General features: G+C 68.4%; 21 protein-coding genes and 1 riboswitch. Of the genes, 4 read left to right on the plus strand and 17 right to left on the minus strand.

Translation table 11 applies throughout. The features are described from left to right. Positions 1 to 25: 25 nt before the first annotated feature. Entirely contained in the window at positions 26 to 880 is an 855-nt protein-coding gene (locus AC1DJH_RS10935) for a lysophospholipase (protein WP_478185692.1), read from the minus strand. Next, the gene (locus tag AC1DJH_RS10940; protein ID WP_478185693.1) at positions 877 to 2388 is read right to left on the minus strand and encodes a M20 family metallopeptidase; all 1512 of its coding nucleotides are present in this window, start codon (positions 2386 to 2388) and stop codon (positions 877 to 879) included. The genes AC1DJH_RS10935 and AC1DJH_RS10940 overlap by 4 nt, the downstream gene beginning before the upstream one ends. Before the next feature lie 90 nt (positions 2389 to 2478). Here AC1DJH_RS10940 and AC1DJH_RS10945 point away from each other — a divergent pair, with 90 nt between their 5' ends. Continuing rightward, positions 2479 to 3249, plus strand: coding sequence for a DUF72 domain-containing protein (locus tag AC1DJH_RS10945; RefSeq protein ID WP_478185694.1), 771 nt, complete (start codon positions 2479 to 2481; stop codon positions 3247 to 3249). Positions 3250 to 3273: 24 nt separating this feature from the next. Here the strand turns inward: AC1DJH_RS10945 and AC1DJH_RS10950 are convergent, their stop codons facing one another. Continuing rightward, entirely contained in the window at positions 3274 to 3783 is a 510-nt protein-coding gene (locus AC1DJH_RS10950; protein ID WP_435439790.1) for a bactofilin family protein, read from the minus strand. Between the two features lie 138 nt (positions 3784 to 3921). Here AC1DJH_RS10950 and AC1DJH_RS10955 point away from each other — a divergent pair, with 138 nt between their 5' ends. Further along, positions 3922 to 4860 (plus strand): ion transporter, encoded by a 939-nt coding sequence (locus tag AC1DJH_RS10955; protein WP_478185695.1) that lies wholly within the window; start codon positions 3922 to 3924, stop codon positions 4858 to 4860. On the opposite strand, the gene AC1DJH_RS10960 is transcribed toward AC1DJH_RS10955, so the two are convergent. From AC1DJH_RS10960 to AC1DJH_RS10975, 4 genes are all read right to left on the minus strand, one after another. Next, positions 4805 to 5392: an IMPACT family protein gene (locus tag AC1DJH_RS10960; protein WP_472113176.1), complete on the minus strand. Its 588-nt coding sequence runs from the start codon at positions 5390 to 5392 to the stop codon at positions 4805 to 4807. The two genes, AC1DJH_RS10955 and AC1DJH_RS10960, sit on opposite strands and share 56 nt — an antisense overlap. Positions 5393 to 5411: 19 nt before the next feature. Then, positions 5412 to 6002 carry a methionine biosynthesis protein MetW gene (gene metW, locus AC1DJH_RS10965; protein WP_472113179.1) on the minus strand — a complete coding sequence of 197 codons (591 nt, stop codon included), beginning with the start codon at positions 6000 to 6002 and terminating at the stop codon, positions 5412 to 5414. Further along, on the minus strand, positions 5999 to 7171 hold the full coding sequence (gene metX / locus AC1DJH_RS10970) for a homoserine O-succinyltransferase MetX (RefSeq protein WP_478185696.1): 1173 nt from the start codon (positions 7169 to 7171) through the stop codon (positions 5999 to 6001). The genes metW and metX overlap by 4 nt, the downstream gene beginning before the upstream one ends. 220 nt (positions 7172 to 7391) lie before the next feature. Further along, the gene (locus tag AC1DJH_RS10975) at positions 7392 to 7955 is read right to left on the minus strand and encodes a TMEM165/GDT1 family protein (RefSeq protein ID WP_435439795.1); all 564 of its coding nucleotides are present in this window, start codon (positions 7953 to 7955) and stop codon (positions 7392 to 7394) included. Positions 7956 to 7966: 11 nt separating this feature from the next. Beyond that, a riboswitch (yybP-ykoY riboswitch) is annotated at positions 7967 to 8155 on the minus strand. A gap of 263 nt (positions 8156 to 8418) precedes the next feature. Between AC1DJH_RS10975 and AC1DJH_RS10980 the strand changes: the two genes are divergently transcribed. Beyond that, entirely contained in the window at positions 8419 to 8991 is a 573-nt protein-coding gene (locus AC1DJH_RS10980; protein ID WP_478185697.1) for an RNA recognition motif domain-containing protein, read from the plus strand. Between the two features lie 94 nt (positions 8992 to 9085). Here AC1DJH_RS10980 and AC1DJH_RS10985 read toward each other — a convergent pair whose 3' ends face one another. From AC1DJH_RS10985 to AC1DJH_RS11000, 4 genes are read right to left on the minus strand one after another with little or no spacing between them, the layout of a single operon-like run. Next, positions 9086 to 9868, minus strand: a complete 783-nt coding sequence (locus tag AC1DJH_RS10985; protein WP_478185698.1) for an SDR family oxidoreductase — start codon at positions 9866 to 9868, stop codon at positions 9086 to 9088. A gap of 18 nt (positions 9869 to 9886) precedes the next feature. Next, the gene (gene lptC / locus AC1DJH_RS10990; protein ID WP_472113190.1) at positions 9887 to 10549 is read right to left on the minus strand and encodes an LPS export ABC transporter periplasmic protein LptC; all 663 of its coding nucleotides are present in this window, start codon (positions 10547 to 10549) and stop codon (positions 9887 to 9889) included. After that, complete coding sequence (locus AC1DJH_RS10995; RefSeq protein ID WP_478185699.1) at positions 10546 to 11106, minus strand: KdsC family phosphatase; 561 nt, start codon at positions 11104 to 11106, stop codon at positions 10546 to 10548. The genes lptC and AC1DJH_RS10995 overlap by 4 nt, the downstream gene beginning before the upstream one ends. Then, positions 11106 to 12107, minus strand: a complete 1002-nt coding sequence (locus AC1DJH_RS11000; RefSeq protein WP_478185700.1) for a KpsF/GutQ family sugar-phosphate isomerase — start codon at positions 12105 to 12107, stop codon at positions 11106 to 11108. The genes AC1DJH_RS10995 and AC1DJH_RS11000 overlap by 1 nt, the downstream gene beginning before the upstream one ends. Positions 12108 to 12204: 97 nt before the next feature. On the opposite strand from AC1DJH_RS11000, the gene AC1DJH_RS11005 reads away from it, so the two are divergent. Further along, entirely contained in the window at positions 12205 to 14190 is a 1986-nt protein-coding gene (locus tag AC1DJH_RS11005) for a monovalent cation:proton antiporter family protein (RefSeq protein WP_478185701.1), read from the plus strand. 31 nt (positions 14191 to 14221) lie between these two features. On the opposite strand, the gene AC1DJH_RS11010 is transcribed toward AC1DJH_RS11005, so the two are convergent. The 6 genes from AC1DJH_RS11010 to AC1DJH_RS11035 all read right to left on the minus strand — a co-directional run bounded on the left by AC1DJH_RS11010 (position 14222) and on the right by AC1DJH_RS11035 (position 19744). Beyond that, positions 14222 to 15130, minus strand: a complete 909-nt coding sequence (locus AC1DJH_RS11010) for a zinc ribbon domain-containing protein (protein ID WP_478185702.1) — start codon at positions 15128 to 15130, stop codon at positions 14222 to 14224. 163 nt (positions 15131 to 15293) lie between these two features. Then, the gene (locus AC1DJH_RS11015) at positions 15294 to 15755 is read right to left on the minus strand and encodes a Crp/Fnr family transcriptional regulator (RefSeq protein ID WP_478185703.1); all 462 of its coding nucleotides are present in this window, start codon (positions 15753 to 15755) and stop codon (positions 15294 to 15296) included. Between the two features lie 90 nt (positions 15756 to 15845). Then, on the minus strand, positions 15846 to 17252 hold the full coding sequence (gene mnmE, locus AC1DJH_RS11020) for a tRNA uridine-5-carboxymethylaminomethyl(34) synthesis GTPase MnmE (RefSeq protein ID WP_478185704.1): 1407 nt from the start codon (positions 17250 to 17252) through the stop codon (positions 15846 to 15848). 73 nt (positions 17253 to 17325) lie between these two features. Next, positions 17326 to 19020: a membrane protein insertase YidC gene (gene yidC / locus AC1DJH_RS11025; RefSeq protein ID WP_478185705.1), complete on the minus strand. Its 1695-nt coding sequence runs from the start codon at positions 19018 to 19020 to the stop codon at positions 17326 to 17328. Continuing rightward, on the minus strand, positions 19017 to 19304 hold the full coding sequence (yidD, locus tag AC1DJH_RS11030) for a membrane protein insertion efficiency factor YidD (RefSeq protein WP_478185706.1): 288 nt from the start codon (positions 19302 to 19304) through the stop codon (positions 19017 to 19019). The genes yidC and yidD overlap by 4 nt, the downstream gene beginning before the upstream one ends. Beyond that, positions 19301 to 19744, minus strand: a complete 444-nt coding sequence (locus AC1DJH_RS11035) for a ribonuclease P protein component (protein WP_472113213.1) — start codon at positions 19742 to 19744, stop codon at positions 19301 to 19303. The genes yidD and AC1DJH_RS11035 overlap by 4 nt, the downstream gene beginning before the upstream one ends. Positions 19745 to 19797: the final 53 nt, after the last annotated feature.

The following is a 19797-nucleotide window of genomic DNA, read 5'->3' on the forward strand; positions in this document are numbered from 1 at the left end:
GGCCGGGGGGTTCTGAAGGGTGCGTTCAGGCGGGCGGAAAGCGCGCGTCGAGCCAGCGCTGCAGGGCCGCGAAGACCGGCTCGGCGTCCAGCTCGTTGAAGATCTCGTGGTACAGCGCATCGAAGCCATGCGCCTCGACCATGCCGCTGGGCGCGGCCGCAGCCGCAAAGGCGCGGCTTGCGTCGGGCCGCACGAGGTGGTCGTCGCCCGCGTAGAGCAGCAGCGTCGGCACGGGCCAGGTCGCAGCGCGCTGCTGCACGGCCCGGCCTTCGGTCGCAAGGAAGCGCGCCAGGCGGCTGCCGATGCGGTCGTGCGTGAGCGGATCGTCGCGGTAGGCCTGCACCACGGCCGCATCGTGCGAGAGGTAGTTGTCGTCCAGGCCATTGCCCACGCGCAGGTTCGGCGCAATGCGCGGCAGCACCGCCAGCAGCGCCTTCTGCATGCCGCTCAGGCCCGGGTCCAGCCCCGGCGAAGACAGCACCAGGCCGTCGACCGGCCGCACGTTGCGCGCCACGAGGCTCGCCGCGACCAGCCCGCCCAGGCTGTGCCCCAGCAACACCAGCGGCACGCCGGGGTTCAGGCGCCGCGCGTCGTCGACCACCAGCGCCAGGTCGTCGACCAGGCGCAGTTCGCTCGGCAAGCCGCCGCGCGCACCGGTCGATTCGCCGTGCCCGTGGTGGTCGTGCGCCCATACGGCAAAGCCCCATTCGTGCAGGCATTCCGCCACCGCGTGGTAGCGGCCCGCGTGCTCGCCAAGCCCATGGACCACCACGATGACGGCACGCGCCGGGCCGGGTGCCGGCAACCGGCGCAGCGCCAGCGTCTCGCCGTCCGGGGTGGACAGCGACACGCGTTGCGGCAAGGGCAGCGGCTCGCTCAAGCGGCGACGGGCTCCGACGCGGCGGCGCGGTGCGCCACCGGCAGGGCCGCGATCACCTCGGCCACGGCGGCCGTCAGCTTCTTGGCATAGGGCACGTGCAGGAACTCGTTCGGGCCGTGCGCGTTGCTCTTGGGACCGAGCACGCCGCAGACCATCATCTGCGCCTTCGGGAAACCGGCGCTGAGCATGTTCATGAGCGGAATGGTGCCGCCCTGGCCGATGTAGCCGCAGGAGGCGCCGAAGTGCGCCTGCGAGGCCTTGTTGAGCGCCTGTTCGAACCACGGCGTGATGGTCGGGGCATTCCAGCCGGTGGCGCCGCCGCCGCTTTCGAAGGTAACGCGGGCCTGGTAGGGCGCGTTGTCTTCCAGCAGCGCCTTGAGCTTTTGCACCGTCTCGGCCGCGTCGACCAGCGGGGGCAGGCGCAGCGACAGCTTGAAAGCGGTGTACGGGCGCAGCACGTTGCCCGCGTCCTTCAGCGCCGGGAAGCCTTCGGCGCCGGTCACCGACAGCGTGGGCTTCCAGGTGCGGTTGAGCAGCGCCTCCACCGGGTCGGTGGTGGTGGGCAGGGCGAACATGGTCGAGCCGCCGCAGTCGTAGTGCGCCCACGGAAAGCGCTTGTAGACCTCTTCCCCGAGGATGGCCGCGGTGGCCTTGGCCTGGGCCAGGCGGTCGGCCGGCACTTCGCAGTGGAAGCTCGCGGGCAGCAGGCGGCCGGTGGCGCTGTCTTCGAGGCGGTCGAGCACCTGCCGCATGATGCGAAAGCTCGAGGGCACCAGGCCCGAGGCGTCGCCCGAGTGAATGCCTTCGGTCAGCACCTCCACCTTCAGCGTGCCGCTGGCCATGCCGCGCAGCGAGGTGGTGAGCCACAGCTGGTCGTAGTTGCCGGCGCCCGAGTCGAGGCAGATCACCAGCTCGACGTTGCCCAGGCGCGCACGCAGCGCATCCACGTAAGGCAGCAGGTCGTAGGAGCCGCTTTCCTCGCAGGTCTCGATGATGCCGACGATGCGCGGATGCGCCGCGCCCTGCGCCTTCAGTGCCTGCAGCGCGGCCACGCTGGCGTACACCGCATAGCCGTCGTCGGCGCCGCCGCGGCCGTAGAGCAGGCCGTTTTCGTACTTGGGCGTCCAGGGGCCGAGGTCGTTTCGCCAGCCGGTGAACTCGGGTTGCTTGTCGAGGTGGCCGTACATCAGCACGGTCTCGCCCATGTCGGTGCCGGTGGCCGGCACTTCGAAGAACAGCACCGGGGTGCGGCCTTCGAGGCGCACGATTTCCAGCTTCAGGCCTTCGACCTTCTGCGCCTCGACCCAGGCCGCGGCGTTGCGCAGCACGGTCTCCAGGTAGCCGTTGGCCGACCAGTCCTTGTCGAAGCCGGGCGACTTGGCCGGAATGGCGATGTAGTCGGTGAGTTGCTTGACGATGTCGCCGTCCCATTGGGCGGTGACGTCAGACAGGGCGCGCGCGGCGTCGAGCGTGCCGGCGGGCATTTCGCGGTGCAGGGGAGCGTTCATCGGGGTTCTCCGCGGGAGGGGAAAAATTTGCATTTTGCGCCTTGAAGCGACCGCGCGTAGAGTGCGGGCGATCTCAACGCTGGAGGCGACGTGAGCAAGCCAAACATCAAGGTGGGCATCGGCGGCTGGACCTACGAGCCCTGGCGCGACAACTTCTACCCGAAGGGGCTCGCGCAATCGAAGGAGCTGAACTATGCGAGCCGCCGGCTCAGCGCCATCGAGGTCAACGGCACCTACTACAGCACCTTCAAGCCCGAGACCTTCCGCAAGTGGCACGACGACACGCCGGCCGACTTCATGTTCTCGCTCAAGGCCTCGCGTTTCGCGACCAACCGCAAGCTGCTGTCGGGTGCGGGGGAGTCGATCAAGCGCTTCATCGACAGCGGCGTGACCGAGCTGGGCGACAAGCTGGGGCCGATCGTGTGGCAGTTCATGCCGACCAAGCCCTTCGAGGCGGAAGACTTCGAGGCGTTTCTGTCGATGCTGCCGAAGAAGGAAGGCAGCCGCACGCTGCGCCACGTGATGGACGTGCGGCACGAGAGCTTCATCGTGCCCGCCTACAAGGCGCTCGCGAAGAAGCACAAGGTGTCGACGGTGTTCACCGACGCCGACAAGTTTCCGTCCTTCGAGGAGCCCGAAGGCGACGTGGCCTATGCACGGCTCATGATGGCCGACGCCAAGCTCAAGACGGGCTACGGGCCGAAGGCGCTCGACACCTGGGCCGAGCGTGCACAGGGCTGGGCCGCATCGCCAAAAAAGCGCGACGTGTTCGTCTACTTCATCAACGGCGCCAAAGAAAAAGCACCGGCCGCGGCCGGTGCCTTGCTGGAGCGCCTGGGGTGGACGCCGCCGGGAGCCTGATGAGGCCCGCGCGGCGCACCGGAACTACGCCTTGGTGCCGAAGCTGATTTCGCCGGACAGCTGGCCGCCTTCTTCGATGACGATCTTGCCGTAGCGGATCTTGCCGGTGACCTTGCCGGTCGAATGGATCACGAGCTTTTCGCGCACGGTGAGGTTGCCGTCGAACACACCGCGGATCTCGGCGATGTCGATCTCGGCGGAGCCCTTGAATTCGCCCTGTTCGGCGATCTGCATCAGGCGCGAGTCCATCGTGGCTTCGACCAGGCCTTCGACCACGAGCGTGTCGCAATCGGTGATCTCCACGCCCTTGAGCTTGATGTTCGGCCCGACGGTGAGCTTGCTGCCGCCTTCCTTGGCGACGGGTGCAGCAGCTGCCGATGCTGCGTTCAGGCCGCCTTGCTGTGCGGTGAGCGACGAGGGATTGACGGGGGTACCCGAGAGATTGGTGCCTGCGCCGACCAGCGGTGCGGGGCGGGAAGTCAAAGAGTCGGTGTCTCGGTCACGCTTGCCGAAGAAGGGGGACTGTGTAGCCAATGGGGAGCTCCTCTAGGAAAACGACTATCGTAAGAACGCACTTGCGGCCTGCCGTACTTCATTGCGCAAGAGGCGTAACCGAGTAAGACGGTACACCCCGCCGACAATGGCTTTCCAGTAGACCCTAAACCACGGCAGATGACGACCCCTTCGCGCAGCACCGCCACCACCACCTCTTCAGATTCGGCCGCAGGCGACGAGCGTTTCGGCAAGCCCGAACAGGGTTGGCGGCGCACGTTGTTCTCGGTGATCTTCGAGTCGGAGTCGCGGCTGGGCCGGCTGTTCGACCTGATCCTGATCGCGGTGATCGTGACCAGCGTGGGCGTGGTGATTCTCGACAGCGTGCAGGCCATCCATTTGCGCTTCGGCCACGTGTTCGGCGTGCTCGAATGGGTGTTCACCGCGCTCTTCACGCTCGAATACCTCGGGCGGCTGGCCTGCGTGAATCGGCCCGCGCGCTATGCGGGAAGCTTCTACGGCGTGATCGACCTGCTCGCGTTGCTGCCGACCTTCCTGGCCGTGCTCACGCCGGGCCTGGCCTACCTGATCGACGTGCGCATCCTGCGGCTGCTGCGCGTGTTCCGCATCTTCAAGCTGTCGCGCTACTCCGAGGAGTACCGCGCGCTGGTGTCGGCGGTGCATGCGAGCCGGCGAAAGATCACGGTGTTCGTCGGCTTCGTGATGCTGGTGGTGCTGGTGATGGGCACGCTGATGTACGTGGTCGAAGGACCGGTGCACGGCTTCACCAGCATTCCGGTGGCGATCTACTGGGCCATCTCGACGATGGCCACGGTGGGCTTCGGCGACCTCGTGCCCAAGACCGACCTGGGCCGCGCGATCGCCTCGGTGATGATGCTGCTGGGCTGGGGCGTGCTGGCCGTGCCCACCGGCATCGTGACGGCAGAGATGGCGCGGCGCGGACCCGGCGACGAGGCGGTGCCGCTGGCGCCGCGCGGCATTCTGGCGATGACGGCGCCGGTGTCCACGGCACCCGCGGCATCTGCGGTGCCGGCGAAGCGCGTCACGCCTTCGGCCAGACGGCGCGCCCTTGCGCAGCATCGCCGAGGCGGGCGATGAACGCATCGGCGTCGGGCTCGGGCAGCGAGAAGGCGAAGGCCACGTCGTCGCCGTGCGCCACACCGTCGAGCACCGCGCCGGCCGCGGCGAGCTCGCGACGCACCAGGCCTTCGAGCGCGTAGGGCACCGTGCAGCGCAGGCTGCGCTGGCGCACCAGCGGCACGAGCGCGGCGCCGAGCAGGGCCTGCGCGACCGCATCGGTGTAGGCCCGCACGAGGCCGCCCGCGCCCAGCTTCACACCGCCGAAATAGCGCACCACGGTGGCGAGCGCTCCTTCGATCTGCTGGTGGCGCAGCACCTCGAGCATCGGCCGGCCGGCGGTGCCGCCGGGCTCGCCGTCGTCGTTCGCGGCCGACTGTCCGCCGGCCATCAGGGCCCAGCACACATGCGCGGCAGCGGGGTGTTCTGCGCGCAGCGAAGCCACCACCGCCAACGCAGCCGCGCGGTCGGCGACCGGCTGCACGCAGCCGATGAAGCGGCTCTTCCTGATGAGCAACTCGCTGTGGACCGGCTCGGCAAGCGTGAAGCTCATCGTGCGCTGCGGGCGTGCTTCAGCTGCCGCCGCGCTCGAACTTGAAGACCGCCGTGCCGGCGCGCGCATTGGGCAGCCAGCGCACGTCGCGGCCGTCCTGCAGGCCGAAGGCATCGAGCACGCGCAGGTTGTTCTTGCCGGCCAGCACCTCGAAGTCCTTGAAGGTGCCCACGCGGATGTTGGGCGTGTCGTACCACTGGTAGGGCAGGCGGCGCGTCACGGGCATGCGGCCGCGCGCGATGCTCAGGCGGTTGGGCCAGTGCGCGAAGTTGGGAAAGGCGACGATGCCGGTGCGCCCCACGCGCGCGGTCTCGCGCAGCATCACCTCGGCGTTGCGCAGGTGCTGCAGCGTGTCGATCTGCAGCACCACGTCGAACGAGGCGTCGTCGAACATCGCCAGGCCTTCGTCGAGGTTGAGCTGGATCACGTCGACCCCGCGGCGAATGCACTGCAGCACGTTGCCGTCGGCAATTTCCACGCCGTAGCCGGTGCAGCCGCGCTCGCGCTGCAGCAGGTCGAGCAGGGCGCCGTCGCCGCAGCCGAGGTCGAGCACGCGCGATCCCTGCGGCACGAGCTGCGCAATCAGGCGTTGATGGTCGAGGTCGCTCATTGGATCTCCTTGGCAACGCGCTCGAAGTAGGAGCGCACCACGCCCATGTAGCGCACGTCGTCGAGCAGGAAGGCGTCGTGGCCGTGCGGCGCGTCGATCTCGGCGTAGCTCACGTTGCGGCGGTTCTCCAGCAGCGCCTTCACCAGCTCGCGGCTGCGCGCGGGCGAGAAGCGCCAGTCGGTCTTGAAGCTCACGAGCAGGAACTTGGCCGTGGCAGTGGCGAACGCGGTGCTGAGCTTGCCGCCGTGGCTGCGCGCGGGGTCGAAGTAGTCCAGCGCGCGGGTGATCAACAGGTAGGTGTTGGCGTCGAAGTACTCGCTGAACTTGTCGCCCTGGTAGCGCAGGTAGCTCTCGATCTGGAACTCGACGTCCTGCGTGGAATAGCGGTAGTCGAGCGCCGCGGGCCCGCCGTTGCCCTCGCCTTCCACGGCACTGCGCAGGATGCGGCCGAACTTCGCATTCATCACGTCGTCGCTGAGGTACGTGATGTGGCCGATCATTCGCGCGATGCGCAGGCCGCGTTTCGGAACGACGCCGTGTTCGTAGAAATGGCCGCCGTGGAAGTCGGGGTCTGTCACGATGGCGCGTCGCGCCACCTCGTTGAAGGCGATGTTCTCGGCCGTGAGGTTGGGCGCGCTGGCCACCACCACGGCGTGGCGCACGCGCGCGGGGTACTGCAGCGTCCACGACAGCGCCTGCATGCCGCCGAGGCTGCCGCCCATCACTGCCGCAAGCGTGTCGATGCCGAGCGCGTCGAGCAACGCGGCCTGGGCGTCGACCCAGTCCTCGACCGTGACCACCGGGAAGTCGGCGCCGTAGACGCGGCCGGTGGCGGGGTTGACGTGCATCGGGCCGGTCGAGCCGAAGCAGGAGCCGAGGTTGTTCACGCCGATCACGAAGAAGCGGTCGGTGTCGACCGGCTTGCCCGGGCCCACCATGTTGTCCCACCAGCCCTCGGAGCGGGCCTGGCCCTGGTAGACGCCGGCGACGTGATGCGAGGCGTTGAGGGCATGGCACACCAGCACCGCATTGCTGCGCTCGGCGTTCAGGGTGCCGTAGGTTTCGTAGGCGAGCGTGTAGTCGCTGATCGACGCGCCGCTGCGCAAGGCCAGCGGCCCGGCGAACTGCATCGATTGCGAGGTGACGACCAAAGGAGGTGACGACGACATGAATGAAAAAACCCGGCCTCGCCAAAAACGAGCCGGGTCTGCCGCGCCTGTCTTTAGCTGAATTTATAAAGCGCCCGCAAGCTGTAGCAAATCGGCGCAGGGCAAGTATATCCCCCAGGCTTCGCGCACTGCGTGTCGCTTCTCCACCCCCTCTACGGGGGCAACACCGGCGGCCCGGCGAAGCCGGTTCCGCGGTGTTCCCGGAAGGAACCCGCCCTTCTTACCAGCCGACGATCATGACGATGCCGAGCACCAGGAAGATCGCGGCGGAGATGCCGTGCACGAGCTTGATCGGCACGCGCCGCACGATCTTGTCGCCCAGCCACACCACCGGCGCGTTGGCCAGCATCATGCCCAGCGTGGTGCCGGCGACCACCCAGAAGTAGTCGTGAGTGAAGCGCGCGGCGAGCATGACGGTGGCGATCTGGGTCTTGTCGCCCATCTCGGCCAGGAAGAAGGCGATCACGGTGGTGCCGAACACGCCGAACTTCGAAACGCCCGGGGCGTCGTCGTCGTCGAGCTTGTCGGGAATCAGCATCCAGACCGCCATGGCGATGAACGAGCCGCCAAGGATCCAGCGCAACACCTCGGGCCCGAGCCAGCGCGTGATGTAGTTGCCGACGGCGCCCGCCAGCGCGTGATTGACGATGGTGGCGACGAAGATGCCGAGCACGATCGGCCAGGGTTTCCTGAAACGGGCCGCAAGCAAAAGGGCCAGGAGTTGGGTCTTGTCGCCCATTTCCGCGAGCGCAACGACGCCGGTTGCAACGAGAAAAGCTTCCATGATGAACGTGGGGTTCCTTGGGCCGAAGGACGCAATTGACCATGCAACACCTTCGGCCATATTTCCCGAAGTTGCATGGTCAAAGGTCTCGCCAGGTGTGGGCTCACTGCACGCGCCATGTCCCGTGTGGGGCAGGACAAGTCTGTTGACGCGGGCCCTTCTCGCAATTCGGAAGGCGGCTACTCCCCAATGACGGGTCGGATTCTAACCACCGGTCGCGCCGGAATAGCCCGCCAACAGTACGCGGGCACTGGCTTTCCGATGGTTTTGACAGGGGCTACCTCAAGACGCAAATTCCCGCTTGCTTTTTAAATATTTCCCCCATAATGCACGAGCCTCCCTCTTCATTTTGGCCGGGAGACAGCTCGGTGATCGGTCAGTTTCGCGCGACTCGACGGCTCTCGTTTGAGTGATGCTTTCGGGACTCCATCGCTTTTCTTGATGTGTTTATAGGAGTCCCTCGATGGGCAACAAACTGTACGTCGGCAACCTGCCTTACTCGGTGCGCGACCAGGATCTCGAACAGGCTTTCGGCCAGTTCGGCGCAGTGACCAGCGCCAAGGTCATGATGGAACGCGACACCGGCCGCTCGAAGGGCTTCGGCTTCGTCGAGATGGGCAGTGACGCGGAAGCTCAAGCAGCCATCACCGGCATGAACGGCCAACCCCTGGGCGGCCGCAGCGTCGTCGTCAACGAAGCACGTCCGATGGAAGCACGTCCCCCGCGCAGCGGTGGTGGCGGCGGCTACGGCGGCGGTGGTGGTGGTTATGGCGGCGGTGGTGGCGGTGGCTACGGCGGCGGCGGTGGTGGCTACGGTGGCGGTGGCGGCGATCGCAGCGGCGGCGGCGGTGGTCGCTCCGGCGGTGGCGGCTACGGCGGCGGTGGCGGTGGCCGCAGTGGCGGCGGCGGTGGCGGTGGCGGTGGAGACGGTGGTTTCCGCAGCCCCTACGGCGCCGGCCCGCGTGGCGGCGGCGGTGGTGGCCGCAGCGGTGGTGGTGGCGGCGGGTACGGCGGTGGTGGCGGCAACAGCTACTGAGCCCTGCACCTCGGCACACAGAAAGACGAAAGGCTCCCTCGGGAGCCTTTTTTCATGGTCGGCCGCGCAAGACCGCGCGCTGGCGTGATCGCGCTCAGGTTTCCCCGCTGCGCTTCTTGCGCCCCCGCCCCTGCACGGCCCGGTCAAGCAGGGCATTGGGCAGCATGCGCATGACCTTCGCAATCACGCCCATCTGCCACGGAATCACGCGGTAGCTGGTGCCCGACTCGATGGCGCGCAGGGCCTGGGCGGCGAAGTCCTCCGCCTTCATGAGAAACGGCATGCCATAGCGGTTGCCCTGCGTGAGCGGCGTGTCGATGTAGCCCGGGCACAGGGTGACCACCTTGACGCCGCTGTTGTGCAGCTCGCCGCGAAGGCTTTCGCAGTACGCCACCACGCCGGCCTTGCTGGCGCAGTAGGCACCGTGCCCGGGCAGCCCCCGAATGGATGCCACGCTGCCGATGCCCACCAGCCGCCCGCTGCCGCGCCGCACCATGGCTCGCACGAACGGATGAAAGGTGGCGGCCAGGCCGACGTTGTTGGTGGCGAAGGTTTGCGCCAGCACGTCGAGGTCGGCGCGCTCCGCCGTGTCGATGCCCACGCTGATGCCGGCATTGGCGATCACCACGTCGGGCAACCCCTGGCGCGCGATGCAGGCGTTGCCTGCAGCCACGATGCTGTCGGTCTGTGCCACGTCCGCACTATAAATTTGATAGCGTTCCGTGCTTAATTGGCGCGCGTTCGCCCACGATTCGATCTCTGGCGTGCGGCGCGCGACCAGCGCCAGCCGGTAGCCCGCGTCGCAGAAGCTCGCGGCCAGGGCCTGGCCGATGCCGCTCGATGCACCTGTGATGAAGACTAGTGGGGACGTGGTCATGCGGGGGTTTGTTCTTCTTCAGCGCTTCTTGGCGGGGGCAGGGGCGGCAGCCGCCGCCGACGGAATCAGCACCCCGCGCACCCGGCCGTTCAGGTTGGCCACGCCGCTCAGGTTGTCGTAGTCGAGCGTGTCGCCCACGAACTTGTCGGTGCCGCGGATGAGCGTGACCGGCTTGTTCGAGGTGACGCGCTCGGTGTCGACGTAGGCATGCAGGAAGTCGCCGCGAAACTCGAGCTGCGGCGTGGCCTTGCCGCCCGGGCCCACCGTCGGCTCGCGGATGACGATCGCATTGCCGAACAGCTGAATCTCGCTGCCGTCGGAATTCGACAGGCCCCGGTCGGCCGTTGCGCGGGTTACCAGCCCTTCGGGCGACACGGAGCGCATGCGCACCTTGTCGACTTCCATGGTGTCGGTGTCCGGAAAGTGCCGGCCCTCGGTGCCGTGCAGTTCGCTGCGCAGGTCGCCGTTGGGCAGGAAGTTCTTGATGACGAAATCGCGCATGAAGTAGTCGGGCTCGTGCGTGGGCGCCACCTTGGCCACGGGCTCCAGCAGCTTGGGCGCGTTGCGCACCAGCCAGTAGGTGCCCAGCGCGACGCACGCCGTCAGGATGATCGGCAGGTAGATCGTGGCGCGGTCGAGGACGTCGCGCGCCAGGCCCCACACGCGTTTCACATTGCTCATGGCTTCGGTTCCCGGTTCGGGCCCAGCGCCGCGTCGAGCAGCGTGCGGTATTGGCCGCAAGCGGTGAGCAGCAGGTCGCAGAACTCGCGCGCCGCGCCTTCGCCGCCGCGCGCCAGGGTCACATAGTTGGCGACGCCGCGCACCTCGGCATGCGCATTGGCCGGCGCCGCCGCGAAGCCCACGCGCGTGAGCACGGGCAGGTCGGGCCAGTCGTCGCCGATGGCCGCGGCCTGCGCCCAGTCGAAGCCCAGCTGGTCGAGCATGGCCTGCGCGGCGGGCAGCTTGTCTTCGGTGCCGTAGCGCACGTGCTCGATGCCGAGCGCCTCGAGCCGCACGCGCAGCGGCTTGGAGTCGCGCCCGGTGATCACGGCCGGCACGATGCCGGCCTTGCGCAAGAGCTTCAGGCCGTAGCCGTCGAGGATGCTGAAGCGCTTGAGCGTCTCGCCGTGCTCGGTGAAGTACACGCCGCCGTCGGTCAGCACGCCGTCGATGTCGAAGAAGACGATGCGCACGTCCTGCGCGGCGAGCAAGGTCTCGGCCTGGAACTCGAGCGGCATCAGATGACCTTCGCCCGCATCAGGTCGTTGGTGTTGATCGCGCCCACGATCACCCCCTCGCCGTCGATCACGAACAGGCGGGTGATGCCGCATTGCTCCATCAGCTCGGCGGCCTCCACCGCCAGCGCGTCCACGCGGATGGTGCGCGGGTTGCGGTGCATCACCTCGGCCGCCTTGGGGCTGCGCAGGTCGGCGCCGGCTTCGATCAGGCGGCGCAGGTCGCCGTCGGTGAAGATGCCCGCGGCGCGGCCATCGGGCTCGACCACCGCAGCGGCGCCGAAGCCCTTGATGCTCATCGCGCGCATCAGCTCGCTGATGCTGGCCGACGGCGGCACGCGCGGAACCTCGTCGCCCGAGCGCATGACGTCGCTCACGTGCGTGAGCAGCTTGCGCCCGAGCGCGCCGCCCGGGTGCGAGCGCGCGAAGTCTTCCGAGCCGAAGCCGCGCGCGTCGAGCAGCGCCACGGCCAGCGCGTCGCCCATCGCCATCTGCGCGGTGGTGCTCGCGGTGGGCGCGAGGTTGAGCGGGCAGGCTTCCTTGGCCACGCCCGCGTCGATCACGATGTCGGCGTGGCGCGCCAGCGTCGATTCGGGGCGCCCGGTCATGGCGATCAGGGGCACGCCCTGGCGCTTGACGACGGGCAGGATGACGGTGAGCTCGTCGACCTCGCCGCTGTTGGAGATGGCCAGCACCAGGTCGACCGTCTTGATCATGCCGAGGTCGCCGTGGCTGGCCTCGGCAGGGTGCACGAACATCGCGGGCGTGCCGGTGGAGGCGAGGGTGGCGGCGATCTTGCGCCCGACATGGCCGCTCTTGCCCATGCCCATCACGACCACGCGGCCGCGCACGTCGAGGATCTTGCGCACGGCCTCCACGAAACTCGGGCCGACGCGGCCCTTCAGGCCGAGAACGGCTTCGGCTTCGATGTCGAAAGTCAGGCGTGCCCGGGCGAGGATCGCTTCGGGGTCGACCACGGGGGCCGGGGCGGGGCGGGAACTCATCGCCGGATTTTACGGGCGGGCGGCCTTGCCCCCACGCTCGGCACGGCGTGCCACTCCCGCACGCCTGCGCACGAGTCTTGCTCTAGCATCGGCGCCTATGTCTTCGTTCGATCTCACGCTGTTGTATCTGTTGGCCGCGGTGATCGGCGTCGTTGCATGCCGGTCGCTGAAGCTGCCGCCGATGCTCGGCTACCTGTCGGCCGGCGTGCTGATCGGACCGCACGCCTTCGCGCTGGCGCAGAACACCGAAGGCATCCAGCACCTGGGCGAGTTCGGCGTGGTGTTCCTCATGTTCGTGATCGGGCTGGAATTCAGCCTGCCCAAGCTGCGCGCAATGCGCAAGCACGTGTTCGGGCTCGGCCTGCTGCAGGTGCTGCTGACGATGACCATCGCCACCGTCGGCGCGCTGGTGATCGCCACGCAGCTGCCGCCCGCCTGGCGGCTGGGCTGGCAGACCGCGCTGGCGCTGTCGGGCGCGCTCACCATGAGCAGCACGGCCATCGTGGTCAAGCTGATGGCCGAACGCCTCGAGCTCGAGAGCGAACCCGGCAAGCGCGTGATGGGCGTGCTGCTGTTCCAGGACCTGGCCGTGGTGCCGCTGCTGGTGCTGATTCCGGCGCTGGGCGCGCCGCCCGAGGCGCTGGCCAAGGCGCTGGGCTTCGCGCTGCTGAAGGCGAGCTTTCTCATCGGCGTGCTGCTCTACGGCGGGCCGCGCGTGATGCGCTGGTGGCTCACGCTGGTGGCGCGGCGGCGCAGCGAGGAGCTCTTCATCCTGAACGTGCTGCTGGTCACGCTGGGCCTGGCCTGGCTCACCGAACTGGCCGGCCTGAGCCTGGCGCTGGGCGCGTTCATCGCAGGCATGCTGGTGTCGGAGACCGAATACAAGCACCAGGTCGAGACCGACATCCGCCCGTTCCACGACGTGCTGCTGGGGCTGTTCTTCATCACCGTGGGCATGTCGCTCGACTGGCACATCGTGGTCGAGCGCTGGTTGCTGGTGGGCGTGCTGCTGCTGGTGCCGCTGGCGTTCAAACTGGGGCTGGTGACGGTGCTGGCCAAGGTCCTGGGCGCCACCTCGGGCGTGTCGCTGCGCACCGGCCTCTACCTGGCGCAGGCCGGCGAGTTCGGCTTCGTGCTGCTGACGCTGGCGCAGGAGCGCAGCCTGCTGCCGCCGTGGCTGGCCAACCCGGTGCTGGCGTCGATGGTGCTGTCGATGCTGGCCACGCCCTTCATCATCATGTACAGCAATGCCATCGTGCGAAAGCTCGTGGCGAGCGACTGGATGCAGCAGTCGCTGCAGATGACGAGCATCGCGCGCAAGACCATCAACACCGCCAAGCACGTGATCATCTGCGGCTACGGGCGTTGCGGGCAGAACCTGGCGCGCATCCTGGAGCGCGAAGGCATTCCCTACATGGCGCTCGATCTCGACCCCGACCGCGTGCGCCAGGCCGCCGCCGCCGGCGACTCGGTGGTGTTCGGCGACGCGGCGCGGCTGCAGGCGCTGATGGCCGCGGGCCTGGCGCGCGCGAGCGCCGTGGTCGTCACCTACCTCGACGTACCGGGCGCCATGAAGGTGCTGGCCAACACGCGCGCCCATGCCGCCCACGTGCCGGTGATCGTGCGCACGCAGGACGACCACGACCTCGAGAAGCTGCAGGCGGCGGGCGCCACCGAGGTGGTGCCCGAGGCCATCGAAGGTTCGCTGATGCTCGCCAGCCATGCGCTGGCGCTGGTCGGCGTGCCGATGCGCCGCGTGATCCGCGTGGTGCAGGACCAGCGCGACGCCCGCTACAACCTGCTGCGCGGCTACTTCCACGGCGCCGACGACGACAACGCCGACGAGATCAACCACGAGCGGCTCAACAGTTTCACCCTGAGCACCGGCGCGCGCGCCATCGGGCAGACGCTGGAGCGCATGGCGCTGCCCACGCTGGACGTGCGCGTGGTCAGCCTGCGCCGGCAGGACGGCCAGACGCGTACGCTGGCCGAAGACACGGTGCTGTCGGACGGCGACACGCTGGTGCTGTCGGGCAAGCCGGCCGCGCTGGCCGTTGCCATCGAGCGGCTGCAAAAGGGCTGACACAGGCCGCAACGGCCGGCCCCGGCCCCGATCAGTTGATCAGGGTCGGATTGCGCTTTTCTTCTTCGAGACGCTGCTGGCGGCGCACCGCTTCGCACTGCGCGTGGGCCTTGAACTCGGCCTTCAGGCACTGGGCGGCCATGCACTGCGCCTTGGCGATGAAGTTGCGGTCGCCGCACAGGGCCTGGGGCTCTGGCGGCGCAGCGGGCGCGGCCGGCGGCGGGGCCGGTGCAACGGCCGGTGCCGCGGGCTCCGGTGTGCTTGGTGCCGCCGCGGCGACAGCCGCCTGCTTGCGCGGCTTGGCGACGGGCTTGGACGTCGCGGCGCCTGCCGCCGGGGCCGGGGCCGTTTCAGCGACAGGTGGCGCCTCGGCTGGCGCGGCCGCCTGCGGTGCCGGCGGTACCGCGGCAGGCGGCGGCTCTGCCGCTGGCGAAGGGGCCGCAGGCGCCGGTGCCGCAACGGCCGGCACGGGCGCGTCGGCCACCGCGGGCGCCTTGCGCGTCCCGTAGCCGTACCAGCCGGCGACGACCATCGCCACCGCCACGACCAGCAGGCCGAGCCACAGCAAGACCATGCGCTTGCGCGGCGCCGATTCGGCCCGTGCCGGACGGCGGACCGAAATGCGCGCGTTCTTGCGTACGTCTTTCGCGGCTTGCTGCGACTCGAAGGTCGCCGACACGGCATGCGGCGCAGCGGCGTACGGCGGTTCTTCGTCGCCGTCGTGCACCATGAACACCGTCTGCTCGTCGTCCCGCGGCGCGGCGCTCAGCCTCCCGAAGAACGGCGACCGCGCAGGTCGGGGCGCCGGCGCGGGCACCGGCGCGCCCGGATCGAACAGCGGCGCCGGAATGGTGGGCGCGCGCAACTGGGCCGGCGCGGTGGTGGCCCATTCGCGCTCGGGGCTGGGCGGCGGGGGAATCCGGTCGGGCGCGGTGGACAACGCGAGGCCGCAGCTTCGGCAGAAATGGGCGCCGTCACGGTTTTCCGTGCTGCAGACCGAACAGATCAAGGCCATGGCTTGCGACTGACTACTCTGGAATCAAGAACGAAAACGGGGCGTCGAGCCCCTGCGGAAGACGGCCTGGCAGCGGACAGCGCAGGCCTCAGGTCACGGCGACGCGCTTGGAGCGGTGCCCCATGCGCTTGGCGAGCACGGCGCCCAATGCCATGGCAATTTCCAGCGCCATGTTGGGCTGGCGGTTCGACATTTCCCCAAAGCGGATCGCGTTGAGCCGCCACACGCGGCCCGCGCCGGTGACCACCACGTTGGCCGAGTGCGGCTGGCGCGAGAAGAACGAACCTTCCCCGACCACCGAGCCGGGCGTGAGCACGGCGAGCTTCATCTGCTCCTTGCTGCTGACACGGTGCACGCTGATGGCGCCGCTCTCGAGGAAGAACACCGAGCGGTCCGGCGTGCCCTGCTCGATCAGCACGTCGCCGACACCGGTCTCGATGGGCTGCAGATAGCCCGCCAGCGTGTCCCACTGCTGGATGGTGAACGTCAACGCGAAGGCGTCGCTGTTCATGTTCTCCGCGATGGCGCGGCTCAGGTTCTGGATGGACATGTTTTTCTTCAACCCCGCTTGTGAGCCGAAGTATCCGCGAACGCGGCAAGATTCGGCTACAAGTGTTTACGCTTTTCCCTGCGCCTGTCGCTATTTGCCGATGCAGAAGCTGGAAAAGATGACCCCGAGCAGGTCGTCCGCGCCGAACTCGCCGGTGATCTCGTTCAGCGCGTTCTGCGCCAGGCGCAGTTCCTCGGCCAGCAGGTCGAGCAGTTGCGCCTGCGCCGCCAGGTGGCCGGCGGCCAGCGCCAGGTGCGTTTCGACCTGCGCCAGCGCCTGCACATGGCGCGCCCGCGCGAGGTACACCCCCTCGGGCACGGCCTGCCAGCCGGCCATGGTCAGCAGCTGCTCGCGCAGCGCCTCGATGCCCAGGCCGGTCTTGGCCGACAGGGCGATGCCCTGAGCGTGGAGAGCCGAAGGCGCCGCGTCCTGCTTGTTCCACACGTCGAGCACCGGCACGCTCGCGGGCAGCTTGCTGCGCAGGCTGGCCAAGATGCTGGCGTCGGCGGCGGCGTAGTCGCCCAGGTGGGCGCGCGTCAGGTCGTGCAGGAACAGCACGGCATCGGCGCTTTCGATCTGCCCCCAGGCGCGCGCCACGCCGATCTGCTCGACCTCGTCGCTGCTCTCGCGCAGCCCGGCGGTGTCGGCCACGTGCAGCGGCACGCCGTGGATCTGGATGGTCTGCGAGACCACGTCGCGCGTGGTTCCGGCCACCGCGCTCACGATGGCCAGCTCGGCACCCGCCAGCGCGTTGAGCAGCGAGCTCTTGCCCGCGTTGGGCTGCCCCGCGATCACCACCTTGATGCCTTCGCGCAGCAAGGCGCCCTGGCGCGCGCGCTGCTGCACGGCCGCCAGCTGCGCCTGCAACCGGTCCAGCTGCCCGGCGGCATCGGCCTTCTGCAGGAAGTCGATTTCTTCCTCCGGAAAGTCCAGCGTGGCCTCCACCAGCATGCGCAGGTGGATCAGCGCGTCGCGCAGCGTGTGGATCTCGCGCGAGAAGGCGCCCGACAGCGAGCGCCCGGCGCTGCGCGCGGCCGCCTCGGTGCTGGCGTCGATCAGGTCGGCGATGGCCTCGGCCTGGGCCAGGTCGATCTTGCCGTTGAGGAAGGCACGCTGGCTGAACTCGCCGGGCTCGGCCACGCGCAGGCCGGGAAGGCGAGGGCGCCCGCTGGCGGGGTCCGGCTCGGCGGCGGCCTCCAGGCAGCGCGCCAGCAGCAGTTGCAGCACGACCGCGCCGCCGTGGGCCTGCAGCTCGAGCACGTCCTCGCCGGTGAAGGAGTTCGGGGAGGGAAAGTGAATCGCCAGGCCGTGGTCGACCGGCTCGCCGTCCTTGTCCCTGAACGGCAGGTAGGTCGCTTCGCGCGGCTTGAGCGCGCGGGCGCAGAGCGCGTCGATCAGCGGCGCCAGCCTGGCCCCCGACACCCGCACGATGCCCACGGCCCCGCGGCCGGAGGCTGTGGCGATGGCAACGATCGGGTCGGTGGTGCGTGCGAGCATGGTGGAAACCGGATTCTTTCAGCAAAAAGGGCCGCTGATGCGGCCCTTCGGGATTGACGCAGCTGGCGTCCGGCTACTTCTTGCCGAGCACGCCCAGGCGCTTGTTGATGAACCACTGCTGCGCGATCGACAGCGTGTTGTTGGTGATCCAGTACAACACCAGACCGGCCGGGAAGAAGATGAACATCACGCTGAACGCGAGCGGCATGATCCACATCAGCTTGGCCTGCATCGGATCGGGTGGCGTCGGGTTGAGCCAGGTCTGGAACAGCGAGGTGGCCGTCATCACGACCGGCAGGATGTACCAGGGGTCCGGTGCCGACAGGTCGGTGATCCAGAGAATCCACGGCGCGTGGCGCATCTCGACCGACGACAGCAGCACCCAGTACAGCGCGATGAACACCGGGATCTGGATCACGATGGGGAAGCAGCCGCCCATCGGATTGACCTTCTCGGTCTTGTAGATCCGCATCATCTCCTGCTGCATCTCTTGCGGCTTGTCCTTCAGCCGCTCGCGCATTTCCATGATCTTGGGGTTGATGGCCTTCATCTTGGCCATGCTGGCGTAGGCCTTGGCGTTGAGCCAGTAGAAGGCCGCCTTCAGCAGCACCACCAGCGCCACGATCGACCAGCCCCAGTTGCCCATGATGCCGTGCAGCTGGGTGAGCAGCCAGTACAGCGGCTTGGAGATGATCGCGAAGATGCCGTAGTCCTTCACCAGGTCCAGGCCCGGGGCGATGGCTTCGAGCTTCTTTTCTTCTTCGGGACCGGCGAACAGCGCACTGTTCACGACCTGCGTGGCACCCGGGGCGATCTTCGGCAGCGTGGCCACCATGGCCACGGTGAAGAGGTTGTCGCCCAGGTCCTTCACGCGGAACTCGCGGCGCAGCTGTTCGCTGGCCGGGTCGCCCTTGAGCAGCCAAGCCGACGCGAAGTAATGCTGCACCATCGCGATCCAGCCGTCGTTGGCCGGCGGCGGCGGTTCGATCTTGCCCTTGGCGATGTCCTTGAAGTCGAGCTTGTGGAACTTCTTCTCGTTGGTGTACGCGGCGGGACCGGTGAAGGTGTTGGTGCCGAACATGGTGCCGGCGGCCACGGTGCCGTGGCGCAGCAGCTGCAGGTACAGCTGCGCGTCGCGCGGCTGGTCGCTCACGTTGACCACCTCGTGGCGCACGCCGATGACGTAGTCGCCGCGGTGGAACACGTAGGTCTTGATGTACTTCAGGCCACCGACGGGCGCGCTCTCGAAGCCCACTTCCAGCGTGTTCTGGCCATCGGCCATTTCGCGCGGGCCGGCCTTCGGCGTCATCGGCGTCAGGTGGTTGGGGAAGCGCTCACCGGTGTCGACCGTGTTCAGCAGGCCGGTCTGCGCCACGTAGCGCGTGGCCGGCGAGCCGTTCTCGAACAGCACGACGCGCTTGGTGCGGTCGGCTTCGTCGTACTTCTGCAGCTCGAGGTGGTTGACCGTGGCGCCTTCGCTGTCGATCGTGGCCTTGAACAGGTCGGTGGTCACGATGACCTGCTCGCGGGGAGCGACCGCCGCAGCCTGCGTGGGCACGGCGCCTGCGTTGCCGCTGGTGCCGGATGCCGTCGGCACGCCGTTGCCGGCAGCGGGCGTGGTGCCGGCCGGGGCGGTGGCCACGGCGGCCGGCTTGCTCGACGGCAGGAAGGTCGGCTTGTTGCCGTTGAAGACCTGCCATTGGTCCCACAGCAGCACCAGCGAGAACCCAAAAATCACCCACAGGATCGTGCGGCGGATATCGTTCATGACGAAGACTTCTTGTCGGAGGAGAGAAGAGACGAAAACAGCGATCCTGACTTGTCAGTGCGACGCTTTGATTTCGGTGAAACCGGATCGTGGCCGCCCTGGCACCAGGGCTGGCAGCGCACGATGCGGTGCGCAGTGAGGTAGCTGCCCTTGAGCGCGCCATGCACCTCCAGCGCCTCGATCGAATACACCGAGCAGGTCGGCGTGAAGCGGCACGACTGGCCGAGCCAGGGGCTCAGCAGCAGGCGGTAGCCCTTCACGAGGCCGATCAGCAGGCGTTTCATGGCGAGGGGGCGGAAGGCGCGGGCGTGGGAGCGCGCTCGGAACGCGCGCGCGGCGGCGCCGCCGGGCGGGCAGCCCGCTCCAGCAGCTGCTGGAGCTCGGCGCGCACGGCGGCCTTGAGCTTGTCCGACGTGGCGCTCACGAACTCCTTGCGGTCGAAGGTCGAGCGCAGCCGCACCACGTGCGCCGCACGTGGCAAGACCACGCCGGGAGCAGCGCTCACGGCGTAGATCTGGCGCTTGATGGCGTTGCGCGTGACCGCACGGCGCGCCCAGCGCTTGGGCACCATGGCGCCCAGCCAGACGTCGTCGGACACGAACAACGGCTGTGCGCTCGATGCGAGATCGAGCGCACAGCGGTGCAATGCGAAATGAGCAGTGCGCGCCACGGTGGCACCTGCGAGAGCGGCCTGGAATTGCGCGCGGGTCTTGAGCCGCTGCATGGAAGCCGGGCCGGGCACGTCGTGACCGGGAATACCGGATGCGCCGGCTGCGG

This window comes from Variovorax sp. 10N412 (assembly GCF_056394985.1).